Origin of the sequence: Methylocystis sp., from assembly GCF_046349115.1 — a bacterium.
Taxonomy (GTDB): domain Bacteria; phylum Pseudomonadota; class Alphaproteobacteria; order Rhizobiales; family Beijerinckiaceae; genus Methylocystis.
The window spans coordinates 570436-585622 of the sequence record NZ_JAXMCX010000002.1 but is presented as its reverse complement, the minus strand read 5'-3'; the positions used below and the strand labels follow the sequence as shown (position 1 = coordinate 585622).

Genomic DNA, 15187 nt, shown 5'->3' with positions numbered 1-15187 from the left:
TTTGATCGCCGCCGCTTCAATCGATGATTTGGGTTTGTATGGTCAGAATGTCATAGGGAGGCGCGCTCGGACCGTTGGCGTAGCCTAGCGCCTGCTCCCGATCGCCGGCGATTCGGCGAGCGCTCAATTTGGTAACGTCGCCGCCATAGACATGGACGCTAATCGACATCTGATCAGCCAAGGCGTTGGAAATTTCCGTTGAGCCGCCAATGCGCGAGGCGCTCGCGCCAACTTCGGCGGCGCGCAGCGCACGTGGTTCATCGGCGCTGCGCGCGGCGGAAGAAACATGAAGTTGGCGCGAGACGCTTCCCCGTAAGACGCCGGCAATCTCCCAAAGACTTGGCTGATCGACCAGCAGACCGGAACCTGGCGGCAAGACCGTGCTGACCACCGAAAAGCGCTCTAGCCCGTCTCGATAGAGTTGATATTGAACGCCGCCGGCGGGGTCCGGCGTGGCAAAAACTTCTGGCAGCCAATCGTCCCTTGCGACAAGGCGCGCCATGAGATCGCGGCCGATCACGAGAATTTCCCTCTCGCTGTCCGCCAGTTCGACCATCGACTGAATGTCCCAGATGAAGCGCTTGAGGGCGGGCGGGACAGGCCCCGGCGTCTGGGCGTCGGCCATTTGCACGGTCATGTTCATGCGCGGCACTTATGCAATTGGTTTGCCGAGCGATCGGCTGGCTGTCGGTTCCCAGACTTTGGCTGCGAACATGCATGGAGGCGTCGGCGCGCGGTCTCGTGTGACTTCTTCGCGCCACAAGAGATTTGCCGACCTGGGGAAGGGACCAAATGGCTCTCGGCGAGGAATGGGTCATCTGGAATGGCTCAATGGGAATTCTCGATACGGCGGCGATTGGCCGGATCGAGAATGTCGAAGGCCGCCGGGACGCCTTCCTCGCGCCGCCCTACGCGATCGTTGGTCCCTTCTGTCTCGACGCGCTTGAAGCGGAAGGACGCATTGCGTTTGGCGAATGTCTGATCATGTCGCGCCAAAGATGGCAGGAAGATCAGGTCGAGCTGCGTTTAGCGGCGCGAGAGAAGCGACGCGCCCTGCTGCTCAGGATGACCAGCGACGATGGTCTTGAACATCGCGAGACGCTGGACTTGCCGCTGGATGGCGCGCTCGAGCCTTTGCAGATCAACGCCGCCTTTCGCAAAATGGCGAAGACGGCGCATCCCGACGCCGGCGGCAGCGACGCGCAATATCGCCGCATCGCTGAAGCGCGCGACGCCCTGCTGGAACTGTTCGGAAGCGCCTGATCAAGGGAAATCGGCCGTGTGAGCCGGTCTCATCTCGTCAGCGCCTCTCTCCCGGTCTGTAAATTGCATTGCTCATATACCGTTCGTTGAACAGCCTGGAGGACGGATATGCAGGAAGAGGCCTCGCGCTCGGTTCTGGTGACGAAGAAGGTCGTTGAAGCCCATAATATCATGTCCTTCGAGCTGGTTGACGCCGAGGGCGGCGAACTGCCGCCGTTTTCGCCCGGCGCGCATGTCGACGTGACAATCCCGGGCGGTTTCGTGCGCCAATATTCGCTGTGCAACAGCGCTTCCGAGCGTAACCGCTATGTGATCGGAGTTTGGAAGGACGCCAACAGCCGAGGCGGCTCCGTTGCATTGCATAACGCTGTTAATGTCGGCGACACATTGACGGTTAGCCTGCCCCGCAACCGCTTCCGCGTGCCAAAGAATTCGGCGCGCGCCATTCTGCTGGCCAGGGGCATCGGCGTGACGCCGATCCTCAGCATCGCCGACCATCTCAGCGCGCGCGGCACGCCATTCGAGCTGCATTATGTTTACGCGCTCATGTCTCCTAATGCGTTCGACCCGCTGATCGCCGCCTCTAATTTCGTCGCCGACACAAACTACTATTACGAGGCGAGCGCGCAGAATCAGTTGCTCGACGCGGCCGCTGTGCTGTCGGATCGTCCAGACGACACGCAGCTGTTTATCAGCGGCGCCGATTGGTGGATGGACCCGATCGTCAATCTGGCCAAGCAAAAGGGATGGAGCGAGGAGCGCATCCATATCGAGCGCTTCACGGCCAAACTGGCGGCGCCGGTGCTCGACACGGTTTTCGAGGTGAAAATCGCGAGCACGGGGGCGGTGTACAAAATCCCCGGCGACAAGACCGTTTCGGCCTTTCTGGAAGAAAGCGGCGTCAAAATCCCCACATCATGCGAACAAGGCGTGTGCGGCACATGCAAGGTTAAAGTGCTCGAAGGCGAAATCGACCATCGGGATAAGCGTCTGACGCCCGAGCAGCGCGCCGAAGGCTATTTCCTCGCTTGCGTCTCGCGTGGAAAATCCAGCCAGATCGTCCTGGATTTGTGAGGATGAACCGATGATTGAAGTCAAGCTCACAACCCAAGAGCAATTATGGCGCGCCGCCTGGATCATCGCCGAGCAGTATGGCGACGAAGCAGTCGACTTCGCCGACCAGATGGTGGAGAGCTTCGAAATCGGCGGCAAGCTCAGCCAGCGCGACATTTGGCTCTCGATCAAGAACAAGATCAGCGTCCTCACGGGCGAGGGCGCTGGAGGTCCCGCTTTCTGGCAGTGACGATATCGTCGCGCGCGCCGGATTCATGACCGCGCGGCCGCCGTCAAGCTGGCCACAATGATGCTGCGCCTATGCACATGTTGGCCGAAGCTAGGCGAAGAGCGCGGCCAGCCCGCGGTTCGCCAAACGCTTCAATCCTTCGACGGCGACGAAGCCTCTTGCGTTAGACGCCCAGCGAGATCAACCACCGCGCTCCAGTCGAACCGCGCTTTCTCGCCAGAGTCCGACGTAAGGACAATGCCTTCTCTCTCGACAGCCGCGTCAAAATCCTGATCGCTGGCGATCGGGCTCATATAGATTCGCTTTTCGACGCTTGCTCCCGCGACCGTCGCCGCGAGCGCGCGTCCGAGGACCAGCGACTCCTCGCGCGTCAGTCTGCGCAACGGTTGATTGTCGACAGCCAATGTCACTAAACCGCCGAAGGCCCTGTGGGCCACCATGGATACAGTGAAGCGGCAAACCGCTTGCCTTCCTTCGCCGCCTCCATCCATCGCCTTAGTGTCCAATGTCCCCACGTCAAAACGTTCCCACGTCAAAATCAGCGCAGCAAGATGGGCGCCTTTTTTGAATGGACGGGGCCTACGATTCTGGAGAAGGCAATGGCTCAAAGCGAACTCGATGGCGAAGTCACGGCGCCGCTCAGTCTTATCGAACCGGATCCGACTGAAACGACGCCGCAAGACATTCGTGGATACCATCGACGCACCAAGCATGCGCCGACCCGCTACGCGCTTGGCCCCGCCTTTCTCGATTGGACGTCGCAGCCTTGCCCTTTTCGGCGCTTCGAGGGCGCGCGGCGCATCGATTTGCCGCTGCTGGACGCCGAGCCAACACCGCTTTTTCCCGGACCGGCGCCCACGCCGGCAAGTCTCGACTGCGCCGCGCTCGGGCTCTTTTTCGAACTCGCCTTTGGGCTCAGCGCGTGGAAAAGCTTCGAAGGCTCGACATGGGCGCTGCGCAACAATCCCTCGTCGGGAAATTTACATCCGACCGAGGCCTATGCGGTGATCGACGCGCTCGATGGTCTCGCCGCGACGGCGGGGCTGTATCACTACGCGCCGGAAGCGCATGCGCTCGAAGAGCGCGCCCATTACGGCGAGCCGCGAATTCTTCCGCAGGGCGGCTTCCTTCTGGCGCTCACCTCGATCCCTTGGCGGGAAGCATGGAAATATGGCGAGCGCGCCTATCGCTATTGTCAGCTCGACGCAGGACACGCCATCGGCGCCGCCGCGCAGGCCGCCGCGGCGCTTGGCTGGAGCGCGAGGCTTCTCGCCACGCCATCGGATGAAGAGATTGCGCGACTGGTCGGTCTCGATCGCGCCGACTCAGCGCACCGGCGCGAAGGCGAACATCCAGACCTGCTGATCTGGATCGCATGCGAGGGCGGCGAAGCGCCGCAGACTCTTGATAGAATCCATGCCGCGCCCCGCGAATGGCGTGGCGCGGCCAATCGCTTGAGCGAAGATCACGACGGATGGCCGGTCATCGATCTCGCGCTGCGCCAATGCCTAAAAGGCGTAACGTCGACGCTTCCAGAACGCGCGAACTTCACTGTCGAGGCGATGTTCGCATCGCCGCCGATTGGGAATGTGGTGCGTCGACGGCGAAGCGCCCAACGGATGGATGGGATTGCAACGCTTCCGCGCGAAATATTTCGCGACATGCTGCTCGCGACTCTTCCTGGCGCGGAACCTCTCGTCGCCGCTTCGCCCTGGCCGCCGGCAATTGCGCTTTTGCTTTTCGTGCACAGGGTCGACGACGTGGAGCCGGGACTTTACCTGCTCGAGCGCGATGAGAATCTTGGTCGTCGGCTGCGCGCCGCGATTTTTCCTGATGCGACGACCGCCGTCGATCTTGGCGGCGTGACGCTCCATCGGCTCCGCGCCGGCTCCGTCGAGAAGGAAGCGACCAAGTTCTCCTGCTTACAGCCCATTGCCGGCAAGGGCTGTTTCGCCGTCGCGATGATCGCCGATTTCGATCGCGCTTTGACGGGGGAGGGCGATTTCGCCTATCGCCGCCTCCATTGGGAAGCCGGGCTGATCGGGCAGGCGCTCTATCTCTGGGCGACCGCTGCGGGTTTCGAAGGAACCGGAATCGGGTGCTTCTTCGATGATGAAGTCCACGCGCTGCTTGGCCTGCCCCCACACCAATATGATTTCCAGGACATCTATCATTTCACGGTTGGCCGCGCCGTCGAAGACCCACGGCTGCTGACGCTTCCCGCCTATTCGGACGAAAGGCGCGGGAAACGTTTATAGCGATCGAGAAGTCTCGGGTCGGAGCGCATTAGTCGTCGTCGCGGCGACGCCCGATGAATGCTAATCGTCCCATTCGCCCGCCAAGCGCTTGCTCCATCTTTCGCCGAAGGCGTCGGCGTGCTCTTGGGAGGAGAACGTCACCTCCGCCAGCCATTCCGTCGTCCACACGTCGCCGGGCCAATTACGTTCGGCGGCGCGCCAATTAGCCAGCGGCCATTGCGGATTGCGACACGGCCGATGCTGATCGAGCATCGACGGACGGCCGAATCTCTCGGTCAGCCAGCTCACGATCTCCGGACGAAACGCGAGGCCGAAATGAAGCCCGTGACGGCTCGAGCGCTCCGGCGTACGGAATATTCGCTGCTCAATGCTTGCGAAGGATGGGGGCGCGCTTTCATGATGATAACAACGTAAGACCAGCAGGCGAAAACCCTTCGCGATCCATTCCGCCGGCGCCGGATTGACGCATCCCGGCTCGTCGAGAGGCGCCGCGAGCGCAGACGGCGGCCGCATCACATTGCGGGCGCTGGATTCGGCGCCGGACGATCGATCGCCTTCATCGCGTCGAGACAGGCGGCGAGCGCCGCTTGAGCGTCAGCCTGCGCGTCCTCGCTCGTGTCGCCGACGCCGAGACAGCCGGGGACATCCGGAAACTTTACGACGTAGTAGCCGCCTTTCTCCGCGGACAGCTTTTCGATCACGCTTGCATAAGTCGCCGCGGCGGTCATGACTCGAGTTCCTCCATGCTGTCGATCATCTGGAGAAAAGCCTCGACATGAACGGCTCTCGGCTTGGCCTTCAATGGAATTGCGACGCAATGCAACGTCGACGGGTGCGTGAAGACGACATGCGTTCCTGTCGCCTTCCTGAACTTCATCGCATATTGCGAAGCGGTGATCTCGAAATCTGCAGCCGTCCAATCGCCGTCGGGATTTGTGCGGAAAGCGGCGAGGCGCTTGTTATGCATGATCTTTGATCTCCGACAGATTTGACGGCGCCGATCTTGCGACAAACTTCTTGGAACGCATGCAAGTTCGCAGCCAGGGACGGATGTTCGAAGAGACGGCGCATGTTTGAGCGGGTATGCAAAGAGGAAACGATGGCCGAAGGCGATATGCGTATCGTCGTGGCTAACGCGCAGCTTGTCGTCTTGGCTTGGCCTGAAAATGGTGTGATCAAGGCCTTTCAGGGCGTTTGCCCTCATGCCAACACGCCGCTCACGGACGCGGAATTCGACGGCGTCGAGCTCGTCTGTCCAATTCACCGCTGGTCATGGAACATGCAAACCGGCGAGCCTTCGCATCCGCATGCGACGCCGCTCGCCGAATATCCTGTGAAGATCGATGCAGGCGTTATCTATGTCGACGCCGAGGGCGTCACGCCAATCTTCGCGGCGCCGTGACTGTTCGCGATCAGCTTGTAACGTTCGCAGAATCCCGCTGTCGAAATTGCAACTGGCCCTCAATTTGCTGAAAGGTTTTCAGCACATGACAAAGGGCACGGAGCGGCATGTCAATTGACTTGAATTCAGAATGGACCGACGCCGATCTGGCGCGCCTTCTTTCCGCGGTGGAGGATGATCGCGACTGGCGATTGGAGGTGAGCCCTGCGGGCGTCGCGGGGCTCGCGGACAAGACGGCCAATCCGACCGGCGCCGACTATGACGAAACTCTGCACTGCTATTTCGAGACCTGGATGCAGGGGACCGATTTCGTTGGTCCTTCCGCAGCCTCCGACAAGACTTTTGTCGCCAAAATCGCGAAGGCGTTGCGAGAAAACTATCCAAATCGGAAGGCCGACAAATTCGTCTATGTCGACCTCTAGGCGGCCCGTATATTGCTAGCGCAGTCCCTGACCGGAGGGGCGATGTCGGGGTCTTTCATTGTTCAATTCCTAACGGATCGAACTGCTCCCTTCGTGCTGATCCTCGGCACGAATGAAATCGCTTCCGCCATCGCCGTGCGTTTAAAGCGCGAGGGATATCGGGTCGTCATGAGCCACGATCCCTATCCGCCGGTTATTCGGCGCGGCATGGCGTTTTATGATGCGCTGTTCGAGGATCAGGTCGAAATCGACGGAATGCGCGGCCGCCGGGCCGGCACGGTCCTGGAAATTGCGGAAGCGCTTGCCGACAAAAGCGTCATTCCTGTCACCGCATTGCAGTTTTCGGATCTGCTCCCGCTGCGCGTGCCGGACATTTTGATCGATGCGCGCATCCAAAAACACCGGGTCACGCCGATTCTGCGCAAGATCGTCGGCCTGTCGATCGGGCTCGGGCCAAATTTCGTGGCGGGCGTCAATTGCGACATCGCGATCGAAACCCATCCCGACCACGCCGGCGAGCTGCTTGAAGCGGGAGCGACGCAGCCGGCCGACGGCGTGCCGCGCTTTCTCGGCGGGATCGGACGAAAGCGCTTTATCTATTCGGCGTGCTCGGGCGTGTGGCGGACGCCTGTCGACATCGGATCGCGGATATTCAAGGGCTATGTCATTGGCCGTTTGGACGGGCTGCCGGTCGCCGCGCCGATGGACGGAAGGGTGCGGGGGCTGGCGCGCGACGGCCTCTCGATCCCGAGCGGCGTGAAGCTCGTCGAAATTGATCCGCGCGGAAGCGCCGCCAGATGGACCGGAACGGATGACGTCGGACGAACAATCGCCGAGGCGACCTTGCGGGCGATCTACATCCGTATTGTTTCCCTTCAACCGGCCCCGGTGACCATGACGGCGCACTGACGGCCAAAGGATCCGAGGATCGAAAACGACGCCATGCTCGACACCCCTACGACATTTTATGAGCGGATCGGAGGCTTTGAGACGGTCGATCGGCTGGTCGAGGCATTCTACCGAAATATGGACAATTTTCCGCAGGCGCGCGAAATACGCGCGATGCACGCCGAGGATTTGACGGCGACGCGGGCGGTTCTGAAAACCTATCTCGCCGAATGGCTGGGCGGCCCTAAGAATTATTCGGCGAAAAAGGGGCATCCCCGGCTTCGCATGCGTCATGCTCATCTGCGCATCGGACCGGCCGAACGGGACGCCTGGCTGCTCTGCATGAATGCGGCGCTGGAAGAGGCGATCGCCGACGCGGACGCGCGCGGGCGCATTGGCGAGGATTTGGCGAAACTTGCCGACTGGATGAGAAACGATCCGCAAAACCCGCACGATCAGAGACATTAGCCGACGGCGCCGGCGCGGCCTTGAGAGAGGCGCCCTCTCTCATGTCGGCGCTCTTCGCGCGCCTCCTTCGCGGTTATACGCGGTAGCCTTCCTCGGCGAGAACCTGCCGGACGCTGGGTCTCGTTTTCATTCGGGCGTAATGGGCGCGGCAATTTTCGGGCAGCTGCATGTCGGTCTTGTCGGCCCAGAACTCAACATAGAAAAGCGCCGCGTCAGCGATCGAAAAATCGCCGGCGATATAGTCCTTGCCAATAAGATGACGATCCGCCGTCGCGAGCGCGTTCATCACAATTTCGCGCCCCTCTGACTTGATCGCCTCGATGTCCAGCGAGGTCTCCGCGTAGCGTTCTGGCGTAAAGATGCGCCTGAACCCGTCACCGTGAATCCGGCCGACGCAGAAATTCATCCATTTCAACGCTTCGTCGCGCGCGGCGTCGTCTTGCGGCAGGAGCCGGCGCTTCGGATAGTTTTCGGCGAGCCAGCGCGCGATCGATACGAAATCGGTAAGCGCGACGCCATCATCAAGCAGCAGCGTCGGGATCGTCCCGTGGGGATTGATCGCCAAGTAGTCGGACTTGAGGTGATCGCCCTTCACCAGGTTGACGATGTAGGCCTCGAAGATCAGCCCAATCTCCTCGAGCAGGATATGTATGCCTGTCGAGCAGGAACCGGGCGTCATGTAGAACTTCAAGGCGGCGCCTTTCACCCGAATTTGAACAACACGCCATATCCGCCGCGCGGATAGTTCCACTCGATGTCGCCGCTGGGTTCAGCGATGACTCGGCAGGTGCCGCATTCGACGCAGCCGTCGGTGGTAATTTCGACCTGTCCCGTCGAATTCAACTCATAGCAATGAGCCGGGCAGAGTTTCAGCAGGCTGAGCAGCTGCGCCGAGGGCGTAGCGTGCGGCCGCACCTTGATATGGGCCCGGCCCGCGTCGACGAGATAACGATTGAGATAGAGCTTGTCCTCTACTCTTTTCGCCGCCTGAGCCATTTTCGTCTCCTTTCGCTATGTTGCAGCGATCTCACCGCCATGCGCGCGCGAAGTTGAATGCGTCGCCGATGATTCCTTTGATCGACCTTGCGGCCAGGAAGGAGCGCAGCGTGGCTTTCTCCTTCTCGGCTTTGGTTACGCCGTCGACGCGCACGAACTCCTTCATCGCCTTGGACACAAGCTGCGGATAGGTCAGGAAGAAGTTCTGCGCGCGAATGTGCAACAGTTCCGGCATGTTGCGGTATTTCTTGAGATCCTTCATCACGAAGGAGTCTTCAAGCATCTTGCGATAGAGCGCGAGATTTTCCTTCGTCATCGGATCGCGCCGCGATTTGATCTGGAAAATCGTTTCCGCGGCCAGCCGGCCGGAGGTCATTGCGAGATTGGAGCCTTCGCGATGCACCGCGTTGTTGAGCTGGGCCGCGTCTCCGACCACCACCCATCCATCGCCAAAGAGCTGCGGGATCGCCTTGTAACCGCCCTCCGGAATGAGATGCGCGGCATATTCCTTCACCTCCGATCCTTCGATCAGACCCTTCACGGAAGGATGCGACTTGAACTTTTCAAGCAGACCGTAAGGCGTCTGACCGGTCCGCTCGAAGTCCGAGACGAGACAGCCAATGCCGAGCGAGATCGACTCCTTGTTTGTGTAGATGAAGCCCATCCCGGTCATGCCTTCGGAAATCGTGCCGACCGCCTCGATCACGGCGCCTTCGTCGCCCTTGAGATTGAAGCGCGCCTCCAGCGTTTCCTGGGGAAGGAAATGCATTTCCTTCACGGCGAGCGCGACCTTGCTCGGGTCGGGCCGGTCTCTCAGTCCGGCGCGCGTGCCGAGCAAGCCGTTGACGCCCTCCGCCAGCACCACGACATCGGCGCCGACCTTACCGTTCTTGCGATCCGTTCGGACGCCGATGACCTTGCCATGCGCGTCCTGGAGCAGTTCCGTCACCGTCGTTTCACACAGCACGACGGCGCCCGCCTCCTGGACCTTTTTCGAGAACCATTTGTCGAATTGCGCACGGATGATCGTGTAACGGTTCGGCTTCTCCTCATTAAAATCGTCGGAGCGATAGTGCAGCCCGGTGTGGGAATTGTCGTCCATCATCCAGAACCGCTGCTCGATCAGATGACGTTCGAGCGGCGCGTCCTCGCGAAAATCCGGAACAAGCTTTTCCAGCATGTCGGCGTAGAGAATGGCGCCCTGCACGTTCTTCGAGCCGGAATATTCGCCGCGCTCCAGCTGAAGCACTTTGAGACCGCGCTGCGCCAGGGTCAGCGCCGCTGCGTTTCCAGCCATTCCCGCGCCGACCACGATCGCGTCAAATCTTTCTTCGATCATGATGTGCTCCGTCAGCTTGCCAGGCGGTCGCGCTGATGCGGCGACAGTCGCTTGGAGAATGCTTCAGTGAGGGCAGGCAAAAGACGTACCGCGTCGCTCACCACGCCAAGATGCGCGAAATCGAAGATCGGCGCATTCTTGTCGGTGTTGATCGCGAGAATGTAATCCGCGCCTTCCACGCCGACGCGATGCTGGATCGCGCCGGAAATCCCTGCGGCGATATAAAGCTTTGGGCGGATTGTCTTTCCGGTCTGGCCGATCTGGCGATCGGAACTCACCCAGCCCTTTTGAACCACGGGACGCGAGCAGCCATATTCGGCGCCGATGACGCTCGCCAATTGGCGCACAAGTTGGAAGTTTTCCGGCGAACCCAAGCCCAGCCCGCCCGCGACGACCACATCCGCGAAAGCGAGGTTGGATTTCGACGATTCGCGATCCGGCAAAAAGGCGAGCACTTTTGTAACAATGTCGTCTTCGACAAGGCCGAGCGGATGTTCGATCACGCGGCCGATGAGCTTTTCGACGCGCTCCGGCATCGGCATGACTCGCGGCCGCACCGTCGCCATCTGCGGCCGATAGTTCAGCGTGAAAATCGTGCACAGCAGCGATCCGCCAAATGTAGGCCGGGTCGCTGCAAGCGATCCTTCAGCGTCGACGTCGAGCTCGGTGCAATCCGCCGTCAGACCGGTCAGAAGAGTCGTCGCCACCGAGCCGGCGAGGTCGCGCCCAAGCGTCGTCGCGCCGAGCAGGAGAATTTCAGGCTTGTAGACATTGACGAGATCCGTCAGCGCCTTCGTGTAGCTTTCGTTACGATAGTCTTTCAGCAGATCGTCCGCGACCAGATAGGCCAGGTCCGCTCCATAGCAGAAGGCTTCGTGAAGAACGCCCTGGGTTTGTTCGTTCTTCGCGCCGACGACGACCGCCGCCAGATCGACGCCGAGCTTGTCGGCGAGCACGCGTCCAGCGCCCATCAGCTCCCAGGAGACGGGATGCGCCTGGCCGCGTTCCTGTTCGACGAAAACCCACACATGTTTGTAACTTTTGAGATGTTCCGGCAGCTCTTTTTTCGTCGACGCGCGGCCGGCGGCTGCAGGGGCTTTGGGTGCGTTGCTCATTTCGTCCTCCGCCTGCGATCGTCAATAACCGCGCGCGAGCTTTTCGAGCTCGCTTTCCAAATTCGTCTGTCGCTGGAACAGCGCCTCGACCAGCGCTTCTCCCGGCTTGTCGCCCAATTCGATAAATTCGGCCTTTGTCGCGCGCGGCTGCGGCGCGAAGACTTTCTTGACGATCGTCGGCGATCCGCGCAGGCCGCATTTGGTGATGTCCTCGACGCCTGCGTCCTGGGCGCTCCATCGAACGAGCTTGGCGCGCGCCGCCTTGAGCGCGTCGGTCAGAGAGCCGACGCGAATTTCATTCACGCCTTCGAGGATGGTGATCAGACAGGGCAAACGGCTTTGCAGCTGTTGCACGCCGCCTTCCGCGCGCCGCTCGACTTCGATCAGCCGTTTCTCGACGTCGACGGAATTGATCTTCGAGACATAAGTCAGCTGAATGTATCCCAGCCGCTTCGCGACGCCCGGTCCGACTTGAGCGGTATCGCCGTCAATCGTCTGTTTCCCGGTAAAGACGATGTCGGGGGCGCCGAACTCGGCGCCGATCTTCTTCAGCGCCGTCGCCAGCGCATAGGTCGTCGCGAGCGTGTCGGCGCCGGCGAAGAAACGATCGGTGAGCAGCACGGCCCGGTCGACGCCGAAGGAGAGCGCCTTGCGCAGACTGTCCTCCGCCGAGGGAGGGCCCATCGTCAGAACGGTGACCTCGCCGCCAAACTGATCGCGCAGCCGAAGCGCTTCCTCGATCGCGAAAAGATCATAAGGGTTGATGATGGTCGGCACGCCCTGGCGCATGATCGTGTTCGTCACGGGATGCACGCGAATCTGCGCCGAGTCGGGAACCTGCTTCATGCATACGACGATGTGCATCGCTCTATTCCTTGCTTGCGCCGCTCACTTCGAGCCGCCGAGCTGCACAAGCGCCGGCGTCGCCGCCGGCTTCACGGCGTCCTTGTGCACCTTGAACAGGCGCTCCTCGATCGGCGAGGATTTGGTGAAGTCGAGATAGGCCTGTTCGAGAAAGGTCTTGCAGCGCAGCGCCGCCTCTTCATCGGTGAAGCTGGTGAAATCCTCCTTGAAGAGATATTCGCCCATGCGCCGCAAAATATGGAGCCGCGAGACATTCACCAATTTGGGATCGTAATCGACCCCCAGCAGAGTGAAGAAATCCTCAGCGCAAGAGGTGTTTTGAAGCTGTTCGATGATGCCTGGAACGGAGGCCATGCCATTTCTCCTTCAGATAATCCGCGGGGGTTCGGCGGCGCCCGAACGTTCGCCGTGCGCCGCTGAGGTCTGAGCGGCGCCCTTCACCTTCAACTGCAGATTGGCGAGGCGCGCCTCGAGGAATTCGACGCGGTCGACGAGCGCCGCGAAGGCTTCGCCAACCGGGTCGGGGATCAGATGGTGGTTGAGATTGATGCGGCCGCCGAATGTGTGCCGCACCACGTCTCGATGCACGGTCTTCGCCGGGATGCCGACAACCGTCGAATCGCGCGATACGGTCTCGATCACCACGGAATTCGCGCCGATCCGCGCATTTCCGCCAACCGTGATCGGCCCAAGAATTTTCGCGCCGGCGCCGACGATCACGCCATCCTCCAGCGTCGGGTGACGTCGGCCCGGAGACCAAGAAACGCCGCCGAGCGTGACGCCGTGATACATCGTCACATCGTCGCCGACGATGGCCGTCTCGCCGATAACCACTCCGGCGCCATGGTCGATGAAAAAGCGCCTGCCGATCGTCGCGCCCGGATGAATGTCGATATTGGTCAAGAACCGGCAAAACCATGACACCAGTCGCGCCGGAAACCGATGATCATGCAGCCAGAGCCAGTTCGCGACTCGATGCCAAATGATCGCATGTATCCCTGGGTAGGTCAGCAGCGTTTCGAGTTTGCCTCTGGCCGCGGGGTCGCGCGTCTTGACGCATGCGACATCTTCGCAGATCAGCCGCCAGACATTCGGCGGCTTCGCAACGCTGGTGACGACCCGATCATGGGAGCCTGCGTGTATGGCTTCGGACATCTTGCGCCTCACGACATCCTCAGTTCAGACTGCCGTCTCACGTCCTGCCATATGTCCTTTAGGACATCGTTGCTGACGGGTCCCTTGCGGTCGAGCGCATGCGCGCGCACGCGCGCGACAATTCGCCCGATCTCTCCGGCGTTGAAGGGCAGGCGCATGACGTCGAGCATGGAGGCGACCGCCGCCGAACCGGAATGCTTGCCGATCACGATGCTATGCGCACGGCCTAGCAAGCCCGGATCAAGCGATTCGTAAGTTCGACGGTCTTTGATCAGCCCATCGACATGGATGCCCGACTCATGGGTAAAGGCGTGGTCGCCGACGATCGATTTGTTGACCGGAATTGGCCGGCCGGCCGCGGTCGCCACGAGCTCGGCGACGCGCTGCAGCTCGGTCAGCACGACGCCGGTCTCAATGCCATAGAGCTGCGCCGCCGCGACGGCGACTTCCTCGAGCGGCGCATTGCCGGCGCGCTCGCCGAGACCAATGACGGTGACCGAGGCGTGCGTCGCGCCCGCCCTCACTCCGGCAAGCGTATTTGCAGTGGCGAGGCCGAGATCGTCATGACAATGGATTTCGATTTCCATGTCGGTCTCGCGCCGTAGACCCGAGATAAGTTCGAAGGTGGAGAAAGGATCAAGCACGCTCAAAGTGTCGGCGACCCGAAAGCGCTTGGCGCCGGCCGCGCGGGCGACGCTCATGAGTTCGATCAGAAAATTCGGATCGGCTCTCGAAGAGTCCTCGCCGCCTACGGCGACGTCGAGTCCGCGGCTTCGCGCATAATCGACGACGCGCGCCGTAAGTTCTTTCGCGCTGTTTCGACCGCCGCGCAATTTCGCCGCGATTTGCCGATCCGACGCGGGAACCGATAGATTGACCATCGAAACGCCGGAAGCAATCGCGGCGTCGACGTCTTCCTGTCGCATCCTGCACCATGCGATGGCGCGCAGCGGCAGTTGCGCTTCGACAATCGAACGAATGGCGGCGATCTCATCCGCGCCCATGGCGGGCGTGCCCGCCTCGAGCTCAGTCACGCCGGCCTGCGCCAGCGCTCTTGCGATATCAACCTTTTCCTGGCTCGTGAAGGCGACGCCGGGAGCCTGTTCGCCGTCGCGCAACGTCGTGTCGTTCAGTACGACCTTTGTTGTGCGGGCCGTCAAATTGAGTGACGCCGCCATTGTCGAAAAGCGAGAAGACATGGACATGGTGTCGTTCAGCCGTGAAAGGCCTGCCCCCTGCGTAGCGCGCATTTGCGGTGCGCATTGTTCGAATCCGTTCTCATGCCGAAGCCGGTCAGGCGAACGACTTCTGGCAACCGCAGGTCGATGAGGCGTTGGGATTTTCAAAGGTGAACCCTTCACCTTCAAGGCCGCGCCGATAACCGAGCGTCATCCCTTGCAGTCGCGGGATCGACCCCGGATCAATCAGCACGCGGGCGCCATCGGCTTCAACGACGATGTCGTCAGCGCGCTGCTCCGTGTCGAGATCAACAACATATTGGTAGCCGGCGCATCCGCCTTCTTTCACCAAAATTCGCAGCCCGCCTTCAAGCTGCCCGGCCTTCACCATCGCATCCTTGACGGCGGCGACGGCGGCTTCAGAGAGGACGATCATCGTGGAGCCTCAACGATCAGCGTTTTCCATCCGATCGAAGCAAGCCACATGCCACTGGCGCTTGCGCGCAAATCCCGCACTGCAGCAGGCGCGCGACAAA

At 61.0% G+C, this 15187-nt stretch carries 22 protein-coding genes; 8 read left to right on the top strand and 14 right to left on the bottom strand.

The genetic code is table 11. From position 1 onward, the window contains the following. Positions 1-16: 16 nt before the first annotated feature. The gene (locus U1E20_RS08630) at positions 17-637 is read right to left on the bottom strand and encodes a hypothetical protein (protein WP_409980185.1); all 621 of its coding nucleotides are present in this window, start codon (positions 635-637) and stop codon (positions 17-19) included. A 155-nt stretch (positions 638-792) separates the two neighbouring features. Here U1E20_RS08630 and U1E20_RS08625 point away from each other — a divergent pair, with 155 nt between their 5' ends. The 3 genes from U1E20_RS08625 (at position 793) to U1E20_RS08615 (ending at position 2566) form a co-directional block, all read left to right on the top strand. Next, entirely contained in the window at positions 793-1263 is a 471-nt protein-coding gene (locus U1E20_RS08625; RefSeq protein WP_409980184.1) for a J domain-containing protein, read from the top strand. Between the two features lie 108 nt (positions 1264-1371). Then, complete coding sequence (locus tag U1E20_RS08620) at positions 1372-2337, top strand: PDR/VanB family oxidoreductase (RefSeq protein ID WP_409980183.1); 966 nt, start codon at positions 1372-1374, stop codon at positions 2335-2337. A 10-nt stretch (positions 2338-2347) separates the two neighbouring features. Then, positions 2348-2566: a hypothetical protein gene (locus tag U1E20_RS08615; RefSeq protein ID WP_409980182.1), complete on the top strand. Its 219-nt coding sequence runs from the start codon at positions 2348-2350 to the stop codon at positions 2564-2566. A 131-nt stretch (positions 2567-2697) separates the two neighbouring features. Here U1E20_RS08615 and U1E20_RS08610 read toward each other — a convergent pair whose 3' ends face one another. Further along, positions 2698-2976: a hypothetical protein gene (locus U1E20_RS08610; RefSeq protein ID WP_409980181.1), complete on the bottom strand. Its 279-nt coding sequence runs from the start codon at positions 2974-2976 to the stop codon at positions 2698-2700. Between the two features lie 189 nt (positions 2977-3165). Here U1E20_RS08610 and U1E20_RS08605 point away from each other — a divergent pair, with 189 nt between their 5' ends. Then, positions 3166-4824 (top strand): SagB/ThcOx family dehydrogenase, encoded by a 1659-nt coding sequence (locus U1E20_RS08605; protein ID WP_409980180.1) that lies wholly within the window; start codon positions 3166-3168, stop codon positions 4822-4824. Between the two features lie 60 nt (positions 4825-4884). Here the strand turns inward: U1E20_RS08605 and U1E20_RS08600 are convergent, their stop codons facing one another. From U1E20_RS08600 to U1E20_RS08590, 3 genes are read right to left on the bottom strand one after another with little or no spacing between them, the layout of a single operon-like run. Then, entirely contained in the window at positions 4885-5337 is a 453-nt protein-coding gene (locus U1E20_RS08600) for a hypothetical protein (protein WP_409980179.1), read from the bottom strand. Further along, the gene (locus U1E20_RS08595) at positions 5337-5552 is read right to left on the bottom strand and encodes a type II toxin-antitoxin system HicB family antitoxin (protein ID WP_409980178.1); all 216 of its coding nucleotides are present in this window, start codon (positions 5550-5552) and stop codon (positions 5337-5339) included. Before U1E20_RS08595 ends, U1E20_RS08600 begins: the two co-directional genes overlap by 1 nt. Continuing rightward, entirely contained in the window at positions 5549-5791 is a 243-nt protein-coding gene (locus U1E20_RS08590) for a hypothetical protein (RefSeq protein ID WP_409980177.1), read from the bottom strand. Before U1E20_RS08590 ends, U1E20_RS08595 begins: the two co-directional genes overlap by 4 nt. Before the next feature lie 21 nt (positions 5792-5812). Here U1E20_RS08590 and U1E20_RS08585 point away from each other — a divergent pair, with 21 nt between their 5' ends. From U1E20_RS08585 to U1E20_RS08570, 4 genes are all read left to right on the top strand, one after another. After that, positions 5813-6226: a Rieske 2Fe-2S domain-containing protein gene (locus U1E20_RS08585; RefSeq protein ID WP_409980176.1), complete on the top strand. Its 414-nt coding sequence runs from the start codon at positions 5813-5815 to the stop codon at positions 6224-6226. A 107-nt stretch (positions 6227-6333) separates the two neighbouring features. After that, positions 6334-6648 (top strand): hypothetical protein, encoded by a 315-nt coding sequence (locus tag U1E20_RS08580; RefSeq protein WP_409980175.1) that lies wholly within the window; start codon positions 6334-6336, stop codon positions 6646-6648. Between the two features lie 42 nt (positions 6649-6690). Beyond that, positions 6691-7557 (top strand): xanthine dehydrogenase, encoded by an 867-nt coding sequence (locus tag U1E20_RS08575; protein ID WP_409980174.1) that lies wholly within the window; start codon positions 6691-6693, stop codon positions 7555-7557. 33 nt (positions 7558-7590) lie between these two features. Then, positions 7591-8004, top strand: a complete 414-nt coding sequence (locus tag U1E20_RS08570; RefSeq protein ID WP_409980173.1) for a group II truncated hemoglobin — start codon at positions 7591-7593, stop codon at positions 8002-8004. Between the two features lie 73 nt (positions 8005-8077). Here U1E20_RS08570 and U1E20_RS08565 read toward each other — a convergent pair whose 3' ends face one another. From U1E20_RS08565 to U1E20_RS08525, 9 genes are all read right to left on the bottom strand, one after another. Further along, positions 8078-8695 carry a glutathione S-transferase family protein gene (locus U1E20_RS08565; protein ID WP_409980172.1) on the bottom strand — a complete coding sequence of 206 codons (618 nt, stop codon included), beginning with the start codon at positions 8693-8695 and terminating at the stop codon, positions 8078-8080. An 11-nt stretch (positions 8696-8706) separates the two neighbouring features. Next, positions 8707-9000, bottom strand: coding sequence for a ferredoxin family protein (locus U1E20_RS08560; protein WP_409980171.1), 294 nt, complete (start codon positions 8998-9000; stop codon positions 8707-8709). Between the two features lie 31 nt (positions 9001-9031). Next, on the bottom strand, positions 9032-10339 hold the full coding sequence (locus U1E20_RS08555; RefSeq protein ID WP_409980170.1) for an FAD-dependent oxidoreductase: 1308 nt from the start codon (positions 10337-10339) through the stop codon (positions 9032-9034). Positions 10340-10350: 11 nt separating this feature from the next. Then, positions 10351-11454, bottom strand: coding sequence for an electron transfer flavoprotein subunit alpha/FixB family protein (locus U1E20_RS08550; protein ID WP_409980169.1), 1104 nt, complete (start codon positions 11452-11454; stop codon positions 10351-10353). A 21-nt stretch (positions 11455-11475) separates the two neighbouring features. Next, positions 11476-12318: an electron transfer flavoprotein subunit beta/FixA family protein gene (locus tag U1E20_RS08545; protein ID WP_409980168.1), complete on the bottom strand. Its 843-nt coding sequence runs from the start codon at positions 12316-12318 to the stop codon at positions 11476-11478. A 24-nt stretch (positions 12319-12342) separates the two neighbouring features. Beyond that, positions 12343-12672 carry a nitrogenase stabilizing/protective protein NifW gene (nifW, locus tag U1E20_RS08540; RefSeq protein ID WP_409980167.1) on the bottom strand — a complete coding sequence of 110 codons (330 nt, stop codon included), beginning with the start codon at positions 12670-12672 and terminating at the stop codon, positions 12343-12345. Positions 12673-12684: 12 nt separating this feature from the next. Next, positions 12685-13473 carry a serine O-acetyltransferase gene (gene cysE / locus U1E20_RS08535; protein WP_409980166.1) on the bottom strand — a complete coding sequence of 263 codons (789 nt, stop codon included), beginning with the start codon at positions 13471-13473 and terminating at the stop codon, positions 12685-12687. An 8-nt stretch (positions 13474-13481) separates the two neighbouring features. Beyond that, a complete protein-coding gene (gene nifV / locus U1E20_RS08530; protein ID WP_409980373.1) occupies positions 13482-14651 on the bottom strand; it encodes a homocitrate synthase in 1170 nt (389 codons plus the stop codon). Between the two features lie 115 nt (positions 14652-14766). Beyond that, the gene (locus U1E20_RS08525; protein ID WP_409980165.1) at positions 14767-15087 is read right to left on the bottom strand and encodes a HesB/IscA family protein; all 321 of its coding nucleotides are present in this window, start codon (positions 15085-15087) and stop codon (positions 14767-14769) included. Between the last annotated feature and the right edge of the window lie 100 nt (positions 15088-15187).

Excerpts from the sequence above, each read along its gene's own strand:
- U1E20_RS08630 (WP_409980185.1), bottom strand. The coding sequence starts at position 637 with ATGACCGTGCAAATGGCCGACGCCCAGACGCCGGGGCCTGTCCCGCCC.
- U1E20_RS08625 (WP_409980184.1), top strand. The coding sequence starts at position 793 with ATGGCTCTCGGCGAGGAATGGGTCATCTGGAATGGCTCAATGGGAATT.
- U1E20_RS08620 (WP_409980183.1), top strand. The coding sequence starts at position 1,372 with ATGCAGGAAGAGGCCTCGCGCTCGGTTCTGGTGACGAAGAAGGTCGTT.
- U1E20_RS08615 (WP_409980182.1), top strand. The coding sequence starts at position 2,348 with ATGATTGAAGTCAAGCTCACAACCCAAGAGCAATTATGGCGCGCCGCC.
- U1E20_RS08605 (WP_409980180.1), top strand. The coding sequence starts at position 3,166 with ATGGCTCAAAGCGAACTCGATGGCGAAGTCACGGCGCCGCTCAGTCTT.
- U1E20_RS08600 (WP_409980179.1), bottom strand. The coding sequence starts at position 5,337 with ATGCGGCCGCCGTCTGCGCTCGCGGCGCCTCTCGACGAGCCGGGATGC.
- U1E20_RS08595 (WP_409980178.1), bottom strand. The coding sequence starts at position 5,552 with ATGACCGCCGCGGCGACTTATGCAAGCGTGATCGAAAAGCTGTCCGCG.
- U1E20_RS08590 (WP_409980177.1), bottom strand. The coding sequence starts at position 5,791 with ATGCATAACAAGCGCCTCGCCGCTTTCCGCACAAATCCCGACGGCGAT.
- U1E20_RS08580 (WP_409980175.1), top strand. The coding sequence starts at position 6,334 with ATGTCAATTGACTTGAATTCAGAATGGACCGACGCCGATCTGGCGCGC.
- U1E20_RS08575 (WP_409980174.1), top strand. The coding sequence starts at position 6,691 with ATGTCGGGGTCTTTCATTGTTCAATTCCTAACGGATCGAACTGCTCCC.
- U1E20_RS08570 (WP_409980173.1), top strand. The coding sequence starts at position 7,591 with ATGCTCGACACCCCTACGACATTTTATGAGCGGATCGGAGGCTTTGAG.
- U1E20_RS08560 (WP_409980171.1), bottom strand. The coding sequence starts at position 9,000 with ATGGCTCAGGCGGCGAAAAGAGTAGAGGACAAGCTCTATCTCAATCGT.
- U1E20_RS08555 (WP_409980170.1), bottom strand. The coding sequence starts at position 10,339 with ATGATCGAAGAAAGATTTGACGCGATCGTGGTCGGCGCGGGAATGGCT.
- U1E20_RS08550 (WP_409980169.1), bottom strand. The coding sequence starts at position 11,454 with ATGAGCAACGCACCCAAAGCCCCTGCAGCCGCCGGCCGCGCGTCGACG.
- U1E20_RS08545 (WP_409980168.1), bottom strand. The coding sequence starts at position 12,318 with ATGCACATCGTCGTATGCATGAAGCAGGTTCCCGACTCGGCGCAGATT.
- nifW (WP_409980167.1), bottom strand. The coding sequence starts at position 12,672 with ATGGCCTCCGTTCCAGGCATCATCGAACAGCTTCAAAACACCTCTTGC.
- cysE (WP_409980166.1), bottom strand. The coding sequence starts at position 13,473 with ATGTCCGAAGCCATACACGCAGGCTCCCATGATCGGGTCGTCACCAGC.
- nifV (WP_409980373.1), bottom strand. The coding sequence starts at position 14,651 with ATGGCGGCGTCACTCAATTTGACGGCCCGCACAACAAAGGTCGTACTG.
- U1E20_RS08525 (WP_409980165.1), bottom strand. The coding sequence starts at position 15,087 with ATGATCGTCCTCTCTGAAGCCGCCGTCGCCGCCGTCAAGGATGCGATG.